The 16,170-nt window shown below is 68.1% G+C and carries 15 protein-coding genes and 2 tRNA genes; 8 read left to right on the top strand and 9 right to left on the bottom strand.

Features of this window, described 5'->3' with window-relative positions; all coding sequences use genetic code 11:
* Positions 1-3 precede the first annotated feature (3 nt).
* The 5 genes from gyrA (at position 4) to AU185_RS01430 (ending at position 4,302) form a co-directional block, all read left to right on the top strand.
* Positions 4-2,994 (top strand): intein-containing DNA gyrase subunit A, encoded by a 2,991-nt coding sequence (gene gyrA, locus AU185_RS01415; protein ID WP_059100528.1) that lies wholly within the window; start codon positions 4-6, stop codon positions 2,992-2,994.
* A gap of 29 nt (positions 2,995-3,023) precedes the next feature.
* Positions 3,024-3,926, top strand: a complete 903-nt coding sequence (locus AU185_RS01420; protein WP_059100529.1) for a DUF3566 domain-containing protein — start codon at positions 3,024-3,026, stop codon at positions 3,924-3,926.
* A gap of 94 nt (positions 3,927-4,020) precedes the next feature.
* Positions 4,021-4,094 (top strand) — tRNA-Ile (locus tag AU185_RS01425).
* Positions 4,095-4,110: 16 nt separating this feature from the next.
* Positions 4,111-4,239 (top strand): hypothetical protein, encoded by a 129-nt coding sequence (locus AU185_RS25485; protein ID WP_286131840.1) that lies wholly within the window; start codon positions 4,111-4,113, stop codon positions 4,237-4,239.
* Positions 4,230-4,302: transfer RNA gene (locus AU185_RS01430), tRNA-Ala, on the top strand. The genes AU185_RS25485 and AU185_RS01430 overlap by 10 nt, the downstream gene beginning before the upstream one ends.
* Before the next feature lie 31 nt (positions 4,303-4,333).
* Here the strand turns inward: AU185_RS01430 and cwsA are convergent.
* Positions 4,334-4,774 (bottom strand): cell wall synthesis protein CwsA, encoded by a 441-nt coding sequence (gene cwsA / locus AU185_RS01435; protein WP_059100530.1) that lies wholly within the window; start codon positions 4,772-4,774, stop codon positions 4,334-4,336.
* Positions 4,775-4,880: 106 nt separating this feature from the next.
* On the opposite strand from cwsA, the gene AU185_RS01440 reads away from it, so the two are divergent.
* Positions 4,881-5,408, top strand: coding sequence for a peptidylprolyl isomerase (locus AU185_RS01440; RefSeq protein WP_059100531.1), 528 nt, complete (start codon positions 4,881-4,883; stop codon positions 5,406-5,408).
* 9 nt (positions 5,409-5,417) lie between these two features.
* Here the strand turns inward: AU185_RS01440 and AU185_RS01445 are convergent, their stop codons facing one another.
* Together AU185_RS01445 and crgA are read right to left on the bottom strand one after the other, a co-directional pair.
* A complete protein-coding gene (locus tag AU185_RS01445) occupies positions 5,418-5,840 on the bottom strand; it encodes a PH domain-containing protein (RefSeq protein ID WP_059100532.1) in 423 nt (140 codons plus the stop codon).
* A 155-nt stretch (positions 5,841-5,995) separates the two neighbouring features.
* The gene (gene crgA / locus AU185_RS01450; protein WP_059100533.1) at positions 5,996-6,259 is read right to left on the bottom strand and encodes a cell division protein CrgA; all 264 of its coding nucleotides are present in this window, start codon (positions 6,257-6,259) and stop codon (positions 5,996-5,998) included.
* Positions 6,260-6,348: 89 nt separating this feature from the next.
* Here crgA and AU185_RS01455 point away from each other — a divergent pair, with 89 nt between their 5' ends.
* Complete coding sequence (locus tag AU185_RS01455) at positions 6,349-7,131, top strand: DUF881 domain-containing protein (RefSeq protein ID WP_082683682.1); 783 nt, start codon at positions 6,349-6,351, stop codon at positions 7,129-7,131.
* Positions 7,132-7,198: 67 nt separating this feature from the next.
* Positions 7,199-7,879 carry an aminodeoxychorismate/anthranilate synthase component II gene (locus AU185_RS01460; RefSeq protein WP_059100535.1) on the top strand — a complete coding sequence of 227 codons (681 nt, stop codon included), beginning with the start codon at positions 7,199-7,201 and terminating at the stop codon, positions 7,877-7,879.
* Here AU185_RS01460 and pknB read toward each other — a convergent pair.
* The 6 genes from pknB to AU185_RS01490 form a co-directional block, all read right to left on the bottom strand.
* Complete coding sequence (pknB, locus tag AU185_RS01465) at positions 7,857-9,734, bottom strand: Stk1 family PASTA domain-containing Ser/Thr kinase (protein ID WP_059100536.1); 1,878 nt, start codon at positions 9,732-9,734, stop codon at positions 7,857-7,859. The two genes, AU185_RS01460 and pknB, sit on opposite strands and share 23 nt — an antisense overlap.
* Entirely contained in the window at positions 9,731-11,074 is a 1,344-nt protein-coding gene (locus AU185_RS01470; protein WP_059100537.1) for a protein kinase domain-containing protein, read from the bottom strand. Before AU185_RS01470 ends, pknB begins: the two co-directional genes overlap by 4 nt.
* Before the next feature lie 61 nt (positions 11,075-11,135).
* The gene (pbpA, locus tag AU185_RS01475) at positions 11,136-12,611 is read right to left on the bottom strand and encodes a D,D-transpeptidase PbpA (protein ID WP_059100538.1); all 1,476 of its coding nucleotides are present in this window, start codon (positions 12,609-12,611) and stop codon (positions 11,136-11,138) included.
* Positions 12,608-14,020, bottom strand: a complete 1,413-nt coding sequence (locus tag AU185_RS01480) for an FtsW/RodA/SpoVE family cell cycle protein (protein WP_059100539.1) — start codon at positions 14,018-14,020, stop codon at positions 12,608-12,610. The genes pbpA and AU185_RS01480 overlap by 4 nt, the downstream gene beginning before the upstream one ends.
* Positions 14,017-15,582 carry a PP2C family protein-serine/threonine phosphatase gene (locus AU185_RS01485; RefSeq protein WP_059100540.1) on the bottom strand — a complete coding sequence of 522 codons (1,566 nt, stop codon included), beginning with the start codon at positions 15,580-15,582 and terminating at the stop codon, positions 14,017-14,019. Before AU185_RS01485 ends, AU185_RS01480 begins: the two co-directional genes overlap by 4 nt.
* On the bottom strand, positions 15,579-16,046 hold the full coding sequence (locus tag AU185_RS01490; RefSeq protein ID WP_059100541.1) for an FHA domain-containing protein FhaB/FipA: 468 nt from the start codon (positions 16,044-16,046) through the stop codon (positions 15,579-15,581). The genes AU185_RS01485 and AU185_RS01490 overlap by 4 nt, the downstream gene beginning before the upstream one ends.
* Between the last annotated feature and the right edge of the window lie 124 nt (positions 16,047-16,170).

Below are 16,170 nucleotides of genomic sequence, written 5' to 3' on the forward strand. Positions count from 1 at the left end.
TTGATGACTGATACCTTGCCGCCCGAAGGCGACCGGATCGAACCGGTCGACATCCAGCAGGAGATGCAGCGCAGCTACATCGACTACGCGATGAGCGTGATCGTCGGGCGCGCGCTGCCCGAGGTGCGTGACGGCCTCAAACCCGTGCACCGCCGCGTGCTCTACGCGATGTTCGACTCGGGCTTCCGGCCGGACCGTAGCCACGCGAAATCCGCGCGGTCTGTGGCCGAGACAATGGGTAACTACCACCCGCACGGCGACGCGTCGATCTACGACACCCTGGTCCGGATGGCCCAGCCGTGGTCGCTGCGCTATCCCCTGGTGGACGGTCAGGGCAACTTCGGCTCACCGGGCAACGACCCGCCGGCCGCTATGCGGTACTGCGTCACCGGCGACGCGGTGGTCAGCCTCCCCGAAGGCAGAAGTATTCGCATCGACGCGGTCGTGCCCGACGCAAAGCCTAACTCGGACAACGTCATCGAGATGAAGGTCCTCGGCCGCCACGGCGAACCCGTCGTTGCCGACCGGTTGTTCCACTCGGGCGATCACCAGACGTACACGGTGACCAGCGCTGACGGCCGTGCCGTCACGGGTACGGGTAATCACCCGTTGCTGTGCCTGGACGAGGTGGGTGGCGTACCGACGCTCGAGTGGAAGCTGATCGAGGACATCCGGCCGGGTGACCGCATCGCGATGCTCGCCGATTGTGCATCCGGCGACGCAAATCAACGAAATTCCGTCGCAGAATTCACAATCGAGGATTACGCCTACGCCCGCGTCGAGTCCGTCACGGACGCCGGTGTGCAACCGGTGTACAGCCTGCGGGTTGACAGCGCCGACCACGCCTTCATCACCAACGGGTTCGTCAGCCACAACACCGAGGCGCGGCTCACTCCGCTGGCGATGGAGATGCTGCGTGAAATCGACGAGGAGACAGTCGATTTCATTCCGAACTACGACGGCCGGGTGCAGGAGCCGACCGTGCTGCCGAGCCGGTTCCCCAACCTGCTGGCCAACGGTTCGGGTGGTATCGCCGTCGGCATGGCCACCAACATCCCGCCGCACAACCTGCGCGAACTCGCCGAGGCGGTGTACTGGTGCCTGGACAACCACGACGCCGATGAGGAGGCGACGCTCGCCGCGGTCACCGAACGCGTCAAGGGGCCGGACTTCCCCACCCACGGCTTGATCGTTGGGTCGCAAGGGATCTCCGACACCTACACCACCGGGCGCGGATCCATCCGGATGCGCGGCGTGGTGGAGATCGAAGAGGACAACCGCGGTCGCACCGGCATCGTCATCACCGAGTTGCCCTATCAGGTCAACCACGACAACTTCATCACCTCGATCGCCGAGCAGGTCCGCGACGGCAAGCTCAACGGCATCGCCAACATCGAGGATCAGTCCAGCGACCGTGTCGGACTGCGAATCGTGGTGGAGCTCAAGCGCGATGCGGTCGCCAAGGTGGTGCTGAACAACCTCTACAAGCACACCCAGCTGCAGACCAGCTTCGGGGCCAACATGTTGGCGATCGTCGACGGCGTCCCGCGCACGCTGCGCCTCGATCAGTTGATCCGGCACTACGTCAACCACCAACTCGACGTCATCGTGCGGCGCACCCGCTACCGGTTGCGCAAGGCCAACGAGCGGGCCCACATCTTGCGCGGCCTGGTCAAGGCGCTCGATGCGCTCGACGAGGTGATCGCGTTGATCCGGGCGTCGGAGACCGTCGACGTCGCGCGGCAGGGCTTGATCGAGTTGCTCGACATCGACGACATCCAGGCCCAGGCGATCCTGGACATGCAGCTGCGCCGCCTGGCTGCGCTGGAACGGCAGCGGATCGTCGACGACCTGGCGAAGATCGAGGCCGAGATCGCCGACCTCGAGGACATCCTCGCCAAACCCGAGCGGCAGCGCGCGATCGTGCGCGACGAGCTCAAGGAGATCGCCGACAAGTACGGCGACGACCGTCGCACCCGCATCATCGCCGCCGACGGCGAGGTCGCCGACGAGGACCTGATCGCCCGCGAGGACGTCGTCGTCACGATCACCGAGACCGGCTACGCCAAACGCACCAAGACCGACCTGTACCGCAGCCAGAAGCGCGGCGGCAAGGGCGTGCAGGGCGCCGGCCTCAAGCAGGACGACATCGTCAACCACTTCTTCGTCTGCTCGACCCACGACTGGATCCTGTTCTTCACCACCCAGGGCCGGGTCTATCGCGCCAAGGCCTACGACCTGCCGGAGGCGTCGCGCACCGCGCGCGGCCAGCACGTCGCGAACCTGCTGGCGTTCCAGCCGGAGGAGCGGATCGCCCAGGTGATCCAGATCAAGAGCTACGAGGACGCGCCGTATCTGGTGCTGGCCACCCGCAACGGGCTGGTGAAGAAGTCGAAGCTGACCGACTTCGACTCCAACCGCTCCGGCGGCATCGTCGCGGTCAACCTGCGCGACGGCGACGAACTGGTCGGAGCGGTGCTGTGCTCCGCCGAGGACGACCTGCTGCTGGTGTCGGCCAAGGGCCAGTCGATCCGATTCTCAGCTACCGACGAGGCGCTGCGGCCGATGGGTCGGGCCACCTCCGGTGTGCAGGGCATGCGGTTCAACGCCGATGACGCGCTGCTGTCGCTGAACGTCGTGCGGGAGAACACGTATCTGCTGGTCGCGACATCCGGCGGGTACGCCAAGCGCACGGCCATCGAGGAGTACAGCCCGCAGGGCCGCGGCGGCAAAGGCATCCTGACGATCCAGTACGACAAACGCCGTGGCAGTCTGGTGGGTGCGTTGATCGTCGATGACGACACAGAGTTGTACGCCATCACGTCAGGTGGAGGTGTCATCCGGACCGCGGCTCGCCAGGTTCGCAAGGCCGGGCGGCAAACCAAGGGTGTTCGGTTGATGAACCTGGGTGAGGGCACGACACTGATAGCCATCGCGCGCAACGCGGAGGAAGGCGACAGCACCGACGAGGTCAACACCGACCCCGGTGCGTGAGCAGTGACGGGACCAGTGAGGAGCCGTAGGTGAGCTCACCGAACGAGCCGGGACGCCCACACGCGGGCGAAAGTCCAGCGGGCGCCAACGGCTCCGCCGCCAACAACGACGCTCTGGGTGCGGCCCGGCCCGATGTCCCCGACCGCGGAGACGTCCCGCCGTGGCAGCGGGGGCCCGCGGCGCGGGCGGCACAGCCGGGGGTCCGGCCGCCGGAGCCGCCGAGGCGGGGTCCCGGTCCGGGGCCGCGCGGCGACGGCCCGGGCGATGACGGTCATCCGCCCGAGCGGCCGGCCGACGACGTCCGAGGCAATCCCAACAACTCCCCCGGCCCCAGCGCACGCCTCAACCGCTTCGTGTCGGGTGGATCGGCGCCGACGGAGGACGTGCCGACGCGCGGCGAGCGGACTGAGCCTCCCCGCCCGGAGACCTACGCCAGCGAACTGCCGGACCTGTCCGGGCCGATGCCGCGCCCGCCGCAGCAGCGCAAACCCGCCGACCGGCCGAGCGGGGAACCGGCCAGCCGCCCGGCCTCCGGGCCCCGCGTCCAGGTCGGCACCCGGCACAAGGGCCCGGTCCGGGCCAGCATGCAGATCCGTCGGATCGACCCGTGGAGCACCTTGAAGGTTTCCGCGGTGCTGTCGGTCGCGCTGTTCTTCGTGTGGATGATCGCGGTGGCGTTCCTCTACCTCGTGCTCGGCGGTATGGGCGTGTGGAGCAAGCTCAACAGCAACGTCGGCGACCTGCTCACCAGCGCCGGCGGCGGGTCCGGCGGCGAGTTGGTGTCCAGCGGCACCATCTTCGGTGGCGCGACGTTGATCGGCTTGGTCAACATCGTGCTGTTGACGGCCATGGCCACCATCGGTGCGTTCGTCTACAACCTGACAACGGATTTGGTCGGCGGCGTGGAAGTCACGCTCGCCGACCGGGATTGATTGTCGGCCCGTCGAAGGGACTGAGGCACGCTCCGCGGTTTGGGCGGGAGCCTACGATTGCGGTAATCTCGTCGCTCGGCCGTAGCGGCGTTACGGGGCTATAGCTCAGGCGGTTAGAGCGCTTCGCTGATAACGAAGAGGTCGGAGGTTCGAGTCCTCCTAGCCCCACGGAAAGGTGCACACCATGAGGCGGGTGCTGTTGATCGCCACGGCGATCGCCGCCGCAGCCGCCGTCGCCCTCTGGCGGTCGCGCCACGGCGTCGAGGTGTGGCACGCGGCGCCCGGTGCGCCGTCGGCGGACCAGGGGCCTTAGCTCAGTTGGTAGAGCGCTACCTTTGCAAGGTAGATGTCAGGAGTTCGATTCTCCTAGGCTCCACTTCGATTCTCGTGCGGCCGGCCGGGCCTTCTCAGGGCCGCGGCGCCACCTCTACGCTCGGCGGCAAGGGCGACGGCTCCGGTTGCGTCGACCGCCGCACGATCGAGAACACAACCGCTCCCCCGGCCAACGCGGCGACACCCACGCCGACCATCACCAGCCTGCGCCTGCGCAGCTTGCTCTTCGCGGTGCGCGCCGACGACGCGCCGAGCAGCGCCTGCGACACGATCTCCTGCGCCGCACTGAGTTCCTGCGCGATGGCCTGCTGCGCGGTCGCCAGATCCTCGCTCAACTGAGCCTTGAGCCGCCCGCGGCGGTACCGCTCGCCCACCCATTCCGCCGACGACTGCGCGCCATGGACGCCGAGCCCCAGCGCGCCGCGCGTGACGTCGACCGGGCCGACCGCCGTGTACTTCAGGCCGCGGCTCAACCGCTCGCCTGGGGTCAACCGAACGTCCGTCTTCGAGCTCATGGCGCACCTCTTTCGCGGCGTGGAGGGGGTCGACAACAGCCTGCCATCTACCGCAAGACGGCGGTGCCGGTTGGGCTTCGAAGGCGGCGTGGCACACTGACACCCCGTGACGAGCCCCATTCAGACAGCGACCGCGACCCTGCACACCAACCGCGGCGACATCAAGATCGCACTCTTCGGAAACCACGCGCCCAAGACCGTCGCCAACTTCGTCGGACTGGCACAGGGAACCAAGGATTACAGCGGCGAGAATGCATCGGGCAGCACATCGGGCCCGTTCTACGACGGCGTCGTGTTCCACCGCGTCATCGACGGCTTCATGATCCAGGGCGGTGACCCGACGGGCACCGGCCGCGGCGGGCCGGGTTACGAGTTTGCCGACGAGTTCCACCCCGAGCTTCAGTTCGACCGGCCCTACCTGCTCGCGATGGCCAACCGCGGCCCGGGCACCAACGGCTCGCAGTTCTTCATCACCGTGGGCAAGACTCCGCACCTGAATCGCAAGCACACGATCTTCGGCGAGGTCGTCGACGCTGAGTCCCAGAAGGTCGTCGACGCGATCGCAACGACTGCGACCGACCGCAACGACCGGCCCACCGATCCGGTGGTCGTCGACTCGATCACCATCGCCTGACCGCAGCGGTCAGGAGCCCGTGCCGGCGTAGCCCGCGTCGGTCAACGCGTCGAGTACCTGCAGTGGATCGGTGCCCAGGTCCCACCGGGTGAACACGAGCAGCCGGTCGTCGATGGTGTCGATTTCAAGTAACCGGACTTTGCGGGCCAACCTGCGGAACTCGGTGATCCGGATCAGCTTGATGTCGGTGCGCGGCAACATCCGGGTGCCGAACAGGCCCCGGGTCACCAGGCCGGCTTCTTCGATTGCCAGCTTCGGTCGCGCGCGCCACGAAAGGATCGCAAACACGATCAATCCCACCCCGGCAACGCCCGCCAGAATGCGGCCAGGAGGGTCTGTGATCAGCATCACAGCGAGAATAGCGAGGATAACTCCGGCTATGCCGCACGCGGCGATGCCCGCCGCGGGGGGACCCCACTGAGTTTGCTGCATCCGTTGTGCACACCCTTTCACCGCCCCTTACGCGGTTATCCACAAGTGCTATCCCCAATGGGGATGAATCACATCGGTGTGATCCGATTACTCGGAGGTTGCTGGAAGGATAACGATCAGCGACCAGAATGAATTCATGCCGTCGGATCGATGGTTCAGCGCCACCGCATGGTGAGCAACAGCCCGGTAATCATGAAAGCAAACGCGATCGCGTAGTTCCACGGACCCAGTTCGGCAAGGAACGGGATCGCCGACGACGCCAACTGGAACACCAGAAGCCAGACCAGACCGATCAGCATCAAGCCGACGAACAACACCACGAACCAGGTACTGGACGGCCCGGCTTTGACCTTGACGGGCGTCCGGCTCACCGGGTTGCTGGTGAAGTCGTTCTTCTTGCGGACCTTGGACTTGGGCATGGGTACCTTCGGGACAACTGGTGCGACGATGTAGATACGAGCCTAACGTAGGTCCGCCACAGCAGAGTCAGGGAAGCCGGGTAGCGGGGATGCAACGGTCGGTGCGTGGTCGCGGGACGCGAGGGCCCACGCCTCGCGCGGGCCTGTGGCGGTACGGCGTGCCGGTGATCTGTCTGCTGGCGGGACTTCTGCTCGCAACCACCCACGGAGTCTCCGGTGGCGACGACATTCGGCGCAGTGACGCCCCGCGGCTGGTCGACCTCGTCCGGGAGACCCAGCAGTCGGTGGACCGACTCGGCGCCGAACGGGACTCCCTCGCGACGGCGATGGAGAGCCACCACGGAGGCAGCCCCCGCGCCGACGCGGCCCTGACCGCCATCACCGCGCGCGCTTCGCGGTTGGCGACCGTCGCCGGGCTGGACCCGATGCGCGGGCCCGGCCTCGTCGTCACCCTCAACGACGCCCAGCGCGACGCCGAGGGCCGGTTCCCCCGCGACGCCTCCCCCGACGACCTGGTGGTGCACCAGCAGGACATCGACGCGGTACTCAACGCGCTGTGGAGCGCCGGCGCGGAGGGCATCCAGATGCAGGACCAGCGGATCATCGGCACGTCCGCGCCACGGTGCGTCGGTAACACCCTGCTGCTCAACGGGCGCACCTACAGCCCGCCCTACGTGATCACCGCGATCGGCGATGCGGCTGCCATGCAGGCGGCGTTGGCGGCCGCTCCCCTGGTCAAGCTCTATCGGCAGTACGTGGTGCGCTTCGGGTTGGGGTACTCCGAAGAGCCGCGCGCCGAGGTCGAACTCGTCGGGTACACCGAACCCGTCCGGATGAAGTTCGCGAAGCCGGCGGGGCCGATCGGATGGTGACTTCGGTGTCGTAGGTGGCGCGAGCCGCGACGAAGTACACCGAAATCGCACCCAGTAACCTGGGCTGATGCAGGTCCTGGTGGTCGACAACTACGACAGCTTCGTGTTCAACCTGGTGCAGTACCTGGGTCAGCTCGGAGTGCACGCGCAGGTCTGGCGCAACGACGACGACCGCCTGGGCACCGGCGCCGACATCGCGACGGCCGCCGACGAGTTCGACGGGGTGCTGCTCAGCCCCGGTCCGGGTACGCCGGAGCGGGCCGGCGCGTCCATCCCCCTCGTCAAGGCGTGCGCGGCGGCCGAGACCCCGCTGCTGGGCGTGTGCCTCGGCCACCAGGCGATCGGGGTGGCCTTCGGCGGCACGGTCGACCGCGCTCCCGAACTGCTACACGGTAAGACCAGCGTCGTTCATCACACCAATTCCGGTGTGCTGCAAGGACTTCCGGATCCGTTCACCGCGACCAGGTACCACTCGCTGACGATTCTGCCCGACACGGTGCCCGCCGAATTGGAGGTGACCGCTCGCACCGAAGGGGGCGTCATCATGGGCGTGCGGCACGTCGCGTTGCCGATCCACGGTGTGCAGTTCCATCCCGAGTCGATCCTCACCGAGGGTGGGCACCGCATGCTGGCCAACTGGCTCGGCTACTGCGGCGCGGCGCCCGCCGAGTCGCTGGTCCGGCGGTTGGAGGACGAGGTCTCGAGCGCCGTGCAGCGCGCGGCCGCTACGACGCGAAACTCAGCGTGATCGTCGCGCCGAAGTCCACGCTGGCGCCCGGCGCCGGACTCTGAGTGACGACCGCGTTGGCCCGCTGGCCGCTGTTCGGCACGTCGGCGCCCTTGTCCAAGGAACCCGTCCACCCCAGCGCCCGCAGCCGCGGTTCGGCATCCACCCAGAACATTCCGCGCAGGTCGGGCATCAGGAACTGATTGCAGGCGGACTGCTGCAACTGAACCGGGGCGTCCACCGGGGAATCCTGTCCGGCGGGCGGCAGGGTGCCGATGACCTGTCCGCAGGGTTCGGGGCTGTCGACCTGGACCGGCACCACGTTGGTGAACCCGGCTGCGGTCAGAATCTGCCGCGCGGAGGCCTCTGACTGGTTCGCGACGTTGGGCACCGTGCGGCTTTCGGGTCCCGAGCCCACGATGATGGTGATCTCGTTGGTGATCGCCGAGGTCTGATTCGCGGGCGGATTCGTGCCGAGGACCCGGTCCTTGAGCTCCGGCGTCGACGGCGACGACGACGGCTTGAACTTCTCGAAACCCGCCTCGGTCAGCTTCTGCGCCGCCTCGGCGTACGTCAGGTTCTTGACGTCGGGTATCTCCCGCTGCTGCGGACCGGTGGAGACGTTGATGGTGATTTCTTCACCGGCCTCGACCGACGTGTCGGCGCTGGGATCGGTGCTGATGACGTGGTCGGGCGGCACCGTGGAGTCGGGCCGCTGCTGGGTGCGCGTCTTGAAGCCACGGTTCTGCAGTTCGGCGATCGCATCCGCCGACGGCTGGCCGCTCACGTCGGGCACTTCGACGGCGCGGGTGTCGCCGCCGAACATGTTGATCGCGACCGTCACCACCACGGTGAGCACGGCCAGTACCGCGACCGCGGCCAGCCACCGCCCGACGGAGCCGCGCCGCTCCCGCTCGGCGTACTCGCGCGGCTGCGGCATCGGGGCCGGCTCGATCGGCTCGGTGCGCTCATGACTGGGCGGCGCCGACAACAGCGAGTTGCGGTCGGCGTCGGTGAACACCTTCGGGGCGTCCGGTTGCTCGCCGCTATGCACCCGGACCAGATCGGCGCGCATCTCCGCGGCTGTCTGGTACCGGTTGTCGGGGTTCTTCGCCAGCGACTTGAGCACCACGGCGTCCAGTTCCGGGGTGATGTCATTGTGCCGTTGCGACGGCGGAATGGGGTCCTCGCGGACGTGTTGGTAGGCCACCGCGACGGGGGAGTCACCGATGAAAGGTGGCTCCCCGGTGAGGATTTCGTAGAGCACACAGCCCAGCGAGTAGACGTCGGAACGCGCGTCGACCTTTTCGCCGCGGGCCTGCTCGGGCGACAGGTACTGCGCGGTGCCGATCACCGCGGCGGTCTGCGTGACGCTGTTGGCGTCGGCCAGTGCGCGGGCGATCCCGAAGTCCATCACCTTCACCGCGCCGGTCTTGCTGATCATGATGTTGGCCGGCTTGACGTCGCGGTGGATGATCCCGTGCTGGTGGCTGAAGTTCAGCGCCTGGCAGGCGTCGGCGATCACCTCGATGGCCCGCCGCGGTTCCATCGGACCGTCGCTGTGCACGATGTCGCGCAGCGTCACCCCGTCGACGTACTCCATCACGATGTAGGGCAGCGGACCGCTCGGCGTCTCGGCCTCGCCGGTGTCGTAGACCGCGACGATCGCAGGGTGGTTCAAGGCGGCCGCGTTCTGCGCTTCGCGGCGGAAACGCAGATAGAAGCTCGGATCGCGGGCGAGGTCGGCGCGCAGCACCTTGATTGCGACGTCGCGATGCAGGCGCGTGTCGCGTGCGAGATGGACTTCGGACATGCCACCGAAGCCGAGGATCTCGCCGAGCTCGTAGCGGTCGGACAGGTGTTGCGGGGTCGTCATTGCGATGTCTGTTCTGGAGCCGAAAGTCGCAGGTCCAGCTCCTGTGCCGGGGTCGACGGCAGCACCAGCGCCCGTGCCGGTGGCGCCATCGCCTGCGGTGTGGTTACCCCTGATTCTTCCTCACCATCAACTTCGCCCCCGCGCCCGGTCCGATCCGGTAGCGCCGCCGGCGACTCGTACGGGGTGGTCTCGGTGATGGTGTTGGTGATCGTCGGTGGCGGCGTCTGCTTGTCCTGGCGGTCCTGAGCGTTGAGCACGATGAGGATCGCGATGATGATCGCGAGCGCCCCCAGCACCCCCGCGGCCCACAACAGCGCGCGCTGGCCCGACGAGAACGTGCGCCGCGGCGGCGGCGGGCGGTGGCTACCGGTTGCCGGGCGTGGGCGCGCGGCGGTGGCCGGGGCGCGACCGGTCATGTCGGCGGCGGCGCGGGCCTGAGTGGCCGACGGCACGGCGGTGGGCGCGGCCCGGCCGATCGACGGCGCGGCGTTCGGTCGCGGTGGGCGCCGTCCGGACCGCACCGCGGCGACCGCGTCGGCGAATGCCCCGCCGGAGCGATACCGCATACCGGGGTTCTTGACCAGGGTGATCTCGATCAGTTCGCGCACATTGGGCGGCAGATCGGCGGGCAGCGGCGGCGGCGTCTCCTTGATGTGCTTCATCGCCACCGTCAGCGCACCGTCGCCGGTGAACGGACGCTTGCCCGAAACCGACTCGTAGCCAACAACTCCCAGCGCATACACGTCGCTGGCGGCGGTGGCGTCATGACCCAGCGCCTGCTCGGGCGCGATGTACTGCGCGGTGCCCATCACCATGCCGGTCTGCGTCACCGGCGCGGCGTCGACGGCCTTGGCGATGCCGAAGTCGGTGAGCTTGACCTGACCGGTCGGGGTGATCAGGATGTTGCCCGGCTTCACGTCGCGGTGCACCAGGCCCGCGGTGTGGGCGACCTGCAGCGCGCGTCCCGTCTGCTCGAGCATGTCGAGCGCATGGCGCAGCGACAGCCGGCCGGTCCGTTTGAGCACCGAGTTCAGCGGTTCGCCGTTGACCAGTTCCATCACCAGGTAGGCGGTGCGACCCTCGCCGTCCATGTCGGTCTCGCCGTAGTCGTACACGCTGGCGATGCCGGGATGGTTGAGCATGGCGACCGTGCGGGCCTCCGCGCGGAACCGCTCGACGAACTCGGGGTCGGTGGAGTACTCGGCCTTGAGCACCTTCACCGCGACCCGCCGGCCCAGCCGGGAGTCCACCGCCTCCCACACCTGGCCCATGCCGCCGGTGGCGATCAACCGCTGCAACCGGTAGCGCCCGGACAACGTCACTCCGACGCGGGGGCTCATGCGACCCCCTCGCTGGCTCGGTCGCCGCATGCTGCGCCCATGATTGGCTCGCGAGCGTCGCTCATGAGCCCTCCCGCAGGGCGGCGGCTATCGTGGCCCGGCCGATCGGCGCGGCGAGCGCCCCGCCCGTCGCCGACAGCCGGTTACCGCCGTTTTCGACCAGCACCGCGACCGCGACCTTGGGGGCCTGTGCCGGGGCGAAGGCGATGTACCAGGCATGCGGAGGGGTGTTACGCGGGTCGGTGCCGTGCTCCGCTGTGCCGGTCTTGGATGCGATCTGCACGCCGGCGATGGCTCCCTTCTGCTGCGTCACCTGCTCGGCGGCGACCATCAAGTCCGTAAGTGTATCGGCGACCTGCTGCGACACCGCCCGGCGCTCTTCCTGCGGAGCCGTCGTAGCGATGTTCGAGAGGTCGGGTCCCTTCAGGCTATCCACGAGATAGGGCCGCATCGCCACCCCACCGTTGGCGATGGTCGCGGCGACCTGGGCGTTCTGCAGCGGAGTGAGCGCGACGTCTTTCTGGCCGATACTCGACATGCCGAGCGCGGCGGCGTCGGCGATCGGGCCGACGCTCGACTCGACCACCTGAAGCGGGATCATCGGCGCGGGCGCGTCGAGGCCGAACCCGCGGGCCGTCGACCGCAGCGCGTCGGCGCCGGTGTCGATGCCCAACTGGACGAACGCGGTGTTGCACGACCTGGCGAAGGCCTCCCGAAGCGACGCGGTGGGGCCCCCGCCGCAGGACGCGCCGCCGAAGTTCTCCAACGTTGCGGTGCTGTCCGGCAACGGGATTCGCGGTTCGGCGGTGAGCTGGGTGTCCACCGTGGCGCCCCGCTGCAGGGCCGCCGCGGTGGTGATCACCTTGAAGGTCGACCCCGGCGGGTACGTCTCGGAGATCGCGCGGTTCAGCAGCGGAGACTCGGGGTCGTCGCGCAGCCGCTGCCAGGCTTCCGTCTGGGCGGCCATGTTGTGGGTGGCCAGCAGGTTCGGGTCGTAGGACGGCGCCGAGACCATCGCCAGGATCTTGCCCGTCGAGGGCTCGATGGCCACCACCGAACCATGGCACCCCCCGTCGCAACCGTCCTCCATCGCCTCCCAGGCCGCGCGCTGCACCTGCGGATTGATCGTGGTGTCGACGTTTCCGCCGCGCGGGTCGCGGCCGGTGAAGAAGTCGGCGAGCCGCCGGCCGAACAACCGTTCGTCGGAGCCGTTGAGGATGGAGTCCTCGGCGCGCTCCAGGCCGGTGCTCGAGTACTGCAGCGAGTAGAAGCCCGTCACCGGCGCGTAGGCCTGGGGATTGGGATACACCCGCAGGAACCGGAACCGACCGTTGGTCGACACCGAGTAGGCCAGCAACTGGCCACCCGCGGAGATCTGCCCGCGCTGCCGGGAGTACTCGTCGAGCAGCACGCGCTGGTTGCGCGGATCGGAGCGCAACCCGTCAGCGGTGAACACCTGCGTGAGGGTGGCGTTGGCGAGCAGCAGCACGATCAGGGCCATAACCGAGACGGCGATGCGGCGCAGCGAGGTGTTCATACCTTCTCGATCACCTCGGTGCCGGCCGCCGCGATCGGGGTCGGGGTCTGCGGTGCGGTGACAATGGGGCGCCGGGCCGAATGCGAGATGCGCACCAGGATGGCGAGCAGCAGGTAGTTCGCCAGCAGCGAAGACCCTCCGTAGGACATCCAGGGCGTCGTCAGGCCGGTCAGCGGAATCAGGTTGGTGACACCGCCGCCGACGATGAACAACTGCAGCGCCAGCGTCGAGGCCAGGCCCGCGGCGAGCAACTTCCCGAAGCTGTCACGCACGGCGATCGCGGTGCGCAGGCCCCGGATGATGACGATCGTGTAGAGCATCAGCACCGCGGCCAGGCCCACCAGGCCGAGTTCCTCGCCGATGGCCGCGATGATGAAATCGGTTGATGCGGCGGGCACAGTGGCGGGTTGACCATTGCCAAGACCGGTGCCGAAGATCCCTCCGGTCGCAAAACTGAACAGCGACTGCACCATCTGGTAACCCGCGCCGTCGGGGTCGGCGAACGGGTCCAGCCAGGTCTGCACGCGGACCTGGACGTGATCGAAAAGGTGGTATGCGGCAATGCTTCCCGCTGCGAACAGGGCGAGGCCGATGACGACCCAGCTGAGCCGGTCAGTGGCGGCGTAGACCAGCACCAGAAACGACGCGTACAGCAGCAGCGAGGTGCCGAGGTCCTTCTCGAAGATCATCACCCCGACCGAGGCGATCCAGGCGGCGAGAAGCGGCGCGAGGTCGCGGGGCCGGGGGAGATCCATGCCGAGAACGTGCTTGCCCGCACTGGTGAAGACGTTGCGCTTGGACACCAGCACCGCAGCGAAGAAGATCAGCAGCAGGATCTTCGAGAACTCGGCGGGCTGAATCGAGAAGCCCGGGAACTCAATCCAGATCTTGGCACCGTTCTGCTCCGACACCGAGCGGGGCAGCACTGCCGGAATGGCCAACAGAATCAGGCCGCTTAGCCCACACAGATAGCCGTAGCGGGACAGCAGCCGGTGGTCGCGCAGGAAGATCACGATCAGCGAGAACCCGATGACCCCGAGCAGGGTCCACAGCATCTGTTGGTTGGCGGTGCCGCCCAAGCCGTCCTGCCTCAGCTCGCCGGATCCGAGGTCGAGGCGGTGAATCATCACCAGTCCCAACCCGTTCAGCAGCGCGACCACCGGCAAAAGAAGGGGATCGGCGTACGGGGCGAAACGTCGCACCGCGAGGTGCGCACCGCTGAACAACGCCAGATACGCGACGGTGTACTGCGCGAGATCCCAGTGCAGCCCCTTCTCCTGGTTGGCCTCGACGAGCAGCAGCGCGAGAGTGGTGATGACGGCCGCGAAGCCGAGCAGGAGCAGTTCGGCGTTGCGCCGGTTGGGAAGTGGCGGCGTAACGGCGACGGCGGACTGCGGCTGGGTGGTCATGCCACTTCCCGGCAGTTGGTGCCCGGTTCCGGCGGCGGCGGGGGCAACGCGGTGACCGTCGGTGCCGGTGGCGGCTTGGGCGACGACGCGGGCGGTGACGGGTCGCCCGGCTGTGACGGTGCACCTGGTTCCGGTTGCGGAGCAGGCGACCTCGGTTCCGGCGGGGGTGGCGTCACCGTTCGCGGCGTCTCGGGCGCCGGGGCGCCGGTTTCACCGCGGGTCGGCGGATTGTTCGGTACGCCAGGCGAATTCGTCGGTGCTGGGCTGTGCGGCGTCTCACTGGTGCGAGGCGGCGGCGGAGGCGGCGCGCAGATCGGAAGCAGCGAATCGCGTGCCAGCTGGTTGATCTGGCTGATGGCCTGGTCTTCGGATCCGGTCGGCAGCCCGGCGATGACCTGCCGTTGTTCGGACTGCTTCAGATCGCTGACCCGAAAGATCTGGCAGTCGCGCGGCTGCTGTCCGGGGCTGATGAGGTTCAGGCCGTTGCGTTCGGTCAAGCAGCCCTGTCGGTACGGCTCCTGCAACGAATAGCCGAGGATCGATCCGGGCACCCCTCGCATGATCGACACGGTGCCGTTGTGGGCGGCGACGTAGAAGTTGTTGCGGATGATCTCCCGGCCGACAGCCAACCCGGCCAGTACCGCCAACACCAGCAGAACGGCGGCGATGAACATTCGCCGCCGCGACTTGGGCGGCCGCGGCGGTTCCTCCGGTTCCGGTTGAACGCGTTTGGCTTCGTTGCGGCGCGGGTTGAACGCCGACGCTCGACCAGCTGCGGTATTGGGCGGGGGCTGGTCGTCGTCGCCGGACACCGCACCGGCCAGGATCGGCTGGGTCTGCCCGTAGTCGTAGTCGACGACGTCGGCCACCACGACGGTGACGTTGTCGGGTCCGCCGCCGCGCAGCGCCAATTCGATGAGCCGGTCGGCGCTTTCGGCCACATCGGGAATCTGCAGTGCCTCGAGGATGGTGTCGTGGCTGACCGGATCGGAGAGCCCGTCGGAGCACAGCAGATAGCGGTCGCCGGCGCGCGCCTCACGCATGATCAGCGTGGGCTCCACCTCATGACCGGTCAGCGCGCGCATGATCAGCGACCGCTGCGGATGGCTGTGCGCCTCTTCCGCGGTGATGCGGCCCTCGTCGACGAGAGTCTGGACGAAAGTGTCGTCCTTGGTGATCTGGGTCAGCTCACCGTCGCGCAGGAGATAGCCCCGGGAGTCGCCGATGTGCACCAACCCAAGCCGGTTGCCCGCGAACAGGATTGCGGTCAACGTGGTGCCCATGCCCTCGAGCTCGGGGTCGGCCTCGACGTGCGCGGCGATCGCCGAATTGCCTTCGCGGACCGCGGCGTCGAGCTTGGACAACAGGTCGCCGCCGGGCTCGTCGTCATCGAGGTGGGCCAGCGCGGCGATCACCAACTGGGAGGCGACCTCGCCGGCGGCGTGGCCGCCCATCCCGTCGGCAAGTGCGAGCAGTCGCGCACCGGCGTAGACGGAGTCCTCGTTGTTCGCCCGGACCAGGCCGCGGTCGCTGCGCGCGGCATAGCGAAGCACCAGTGTCACGGGCGCAGCTCGATTACCGTCTTGCCGATCCGAACCGGCGTGCCCATCGGAACGCGTACCGCCGTCGTCACCTTCGCCCTGTCGAGGTATGTGCCGTTGGTCGATCCTAGGTCCTCGACGTACCACTCCGAACCTCGAGGCGACAGGCGGGCGTGCCGGGTCGAGGCGTAGTCGTCGGTGAGTACCAGGGTCGAATCGTCGGCGCGCCCGATCAACACCGGCTGGCTGCCCAGCGTGATGCGGGTCCCGGCCAGCGCGCCCTCGGTGACCACCAGATGCCGCGCCACGTTACGACGGCCCCGGTTGGGCAGCAGCGAGGCCCGCAGCGGCAGCCCACGGCGCACCATGACGGCACCGGTGGGCGCGTAGAGATCTGTGCGCAGAATTCTGAGCACTGACCAGATGAACAGCCATAGCAGCAACAGGAATCCGACGCGCGTCAGTTGCAGTACCAACCCCTGCATCTGACGTCCTCTCCGTCCCCGTCCCGTTCTCGTTGCGTCGGCACCGCGCAGCCGGCCTCGGCACCGTCACGATACTTGGACGGTCACCGACATGAGCGGGAAGCGACGAGCTTCGCGCCCCGGC

The sequence above is a fragment of the Mycobacterium sp. GA-0227b genome, from assembly GCF_001499855.1.
GTDB lineage: Bacteria > Actinomycetota > Actinomycetes > Mycobacteriales > Mycobacteriaceae > Mycobacterium.

Excerpts from the sequence above, each read along its gene's own strand:
- gyrA (WP_059100528.1), top strand. The coding sequence starts at position 4 with ATGACTGATACCTTGCCGCCCGAAGGCGACCGGATCGAACCGGTCGAC.
- AU185_RS25485 (WP_286131840.1), top strand. The coding sequence starts at position 4,111 with ATGAGGCGGGTGCTGTTGATCGCCACGGCGATCGCCGCCGCAGCCGCC.
- cwsA (WP_059100530.1), bottom strand. The coding sequence starts at position 4,774 with ATGAGCTCGAAGACGGACGTTCGGTTGACCCCAGGCGAGCGGTTGAGC.
- AU185_RS01445 (WP_059100532.1), bottom strand. The coding sequence starts at position 5,840 with ATGCAGCAAACTCAGTGGGGTCCCCCCGCGGCGGGCATCGCCGCGTGC.
- crgA (WP_059100533.1), bottom strand. The coding sequence starts at position 6,259 with ATGCCCAAGTCCAAGGTCCGCAAGAAGAACGACTTCACCAGCAACCCG.
- AU185_RS01455 (WP_082683682.1), top strand. The coding sequence starts at position 6,349 with ATGCAACGGTCGGTGCGTGGTCGCGGGACGCGAGGGCCCACGCCTCGC.
- AU185_RS01460 (WP_059100535.1), top strand. The coding sequence starts at position 7,199 with ATGCAGGTCCTGGTGGTCGACAACTACGACAGCTTCGTGTTCAACCTG.
- pknB (WP_059100536.1), bottom strand. The coding sequence starts at position 9,734 with ATGACGACCCCGCAACACCTGTCCGACCGCTACGAGCTCGGCGAGATC.
- AU185_RS01470 (WP_059100537.1), bottom strand. The coding sequence starts at position 11,074 with ATGAGCCCCCGCGTCGGAGTGACGTTGTCCGGGCGCTACCGGTTGCAG.
- pbpA (WP_059100538.1), bottom strand. The coding sequence starts at position 12,611 with ATGAACACCTCGCTGCGCCGCATCGCCGTCTCGGTTATGGCCCTGATC.
- AU185_RS01480 (WP_059100539.1), bottom strand. The coding sequence starts at position 14,020 with ATGACCACCCAGCCGCAGTCCGCCGTCGCCGTTACGCCGCCACTTCCC.
- AU185_RS01490 (WP_059100541.1), bottom strand. The coding sequence starts at position 16,046 with ATGCAGGGGTTGGTACTGCAACTGACGCGCGTCGGATTCCTGTTGCTG.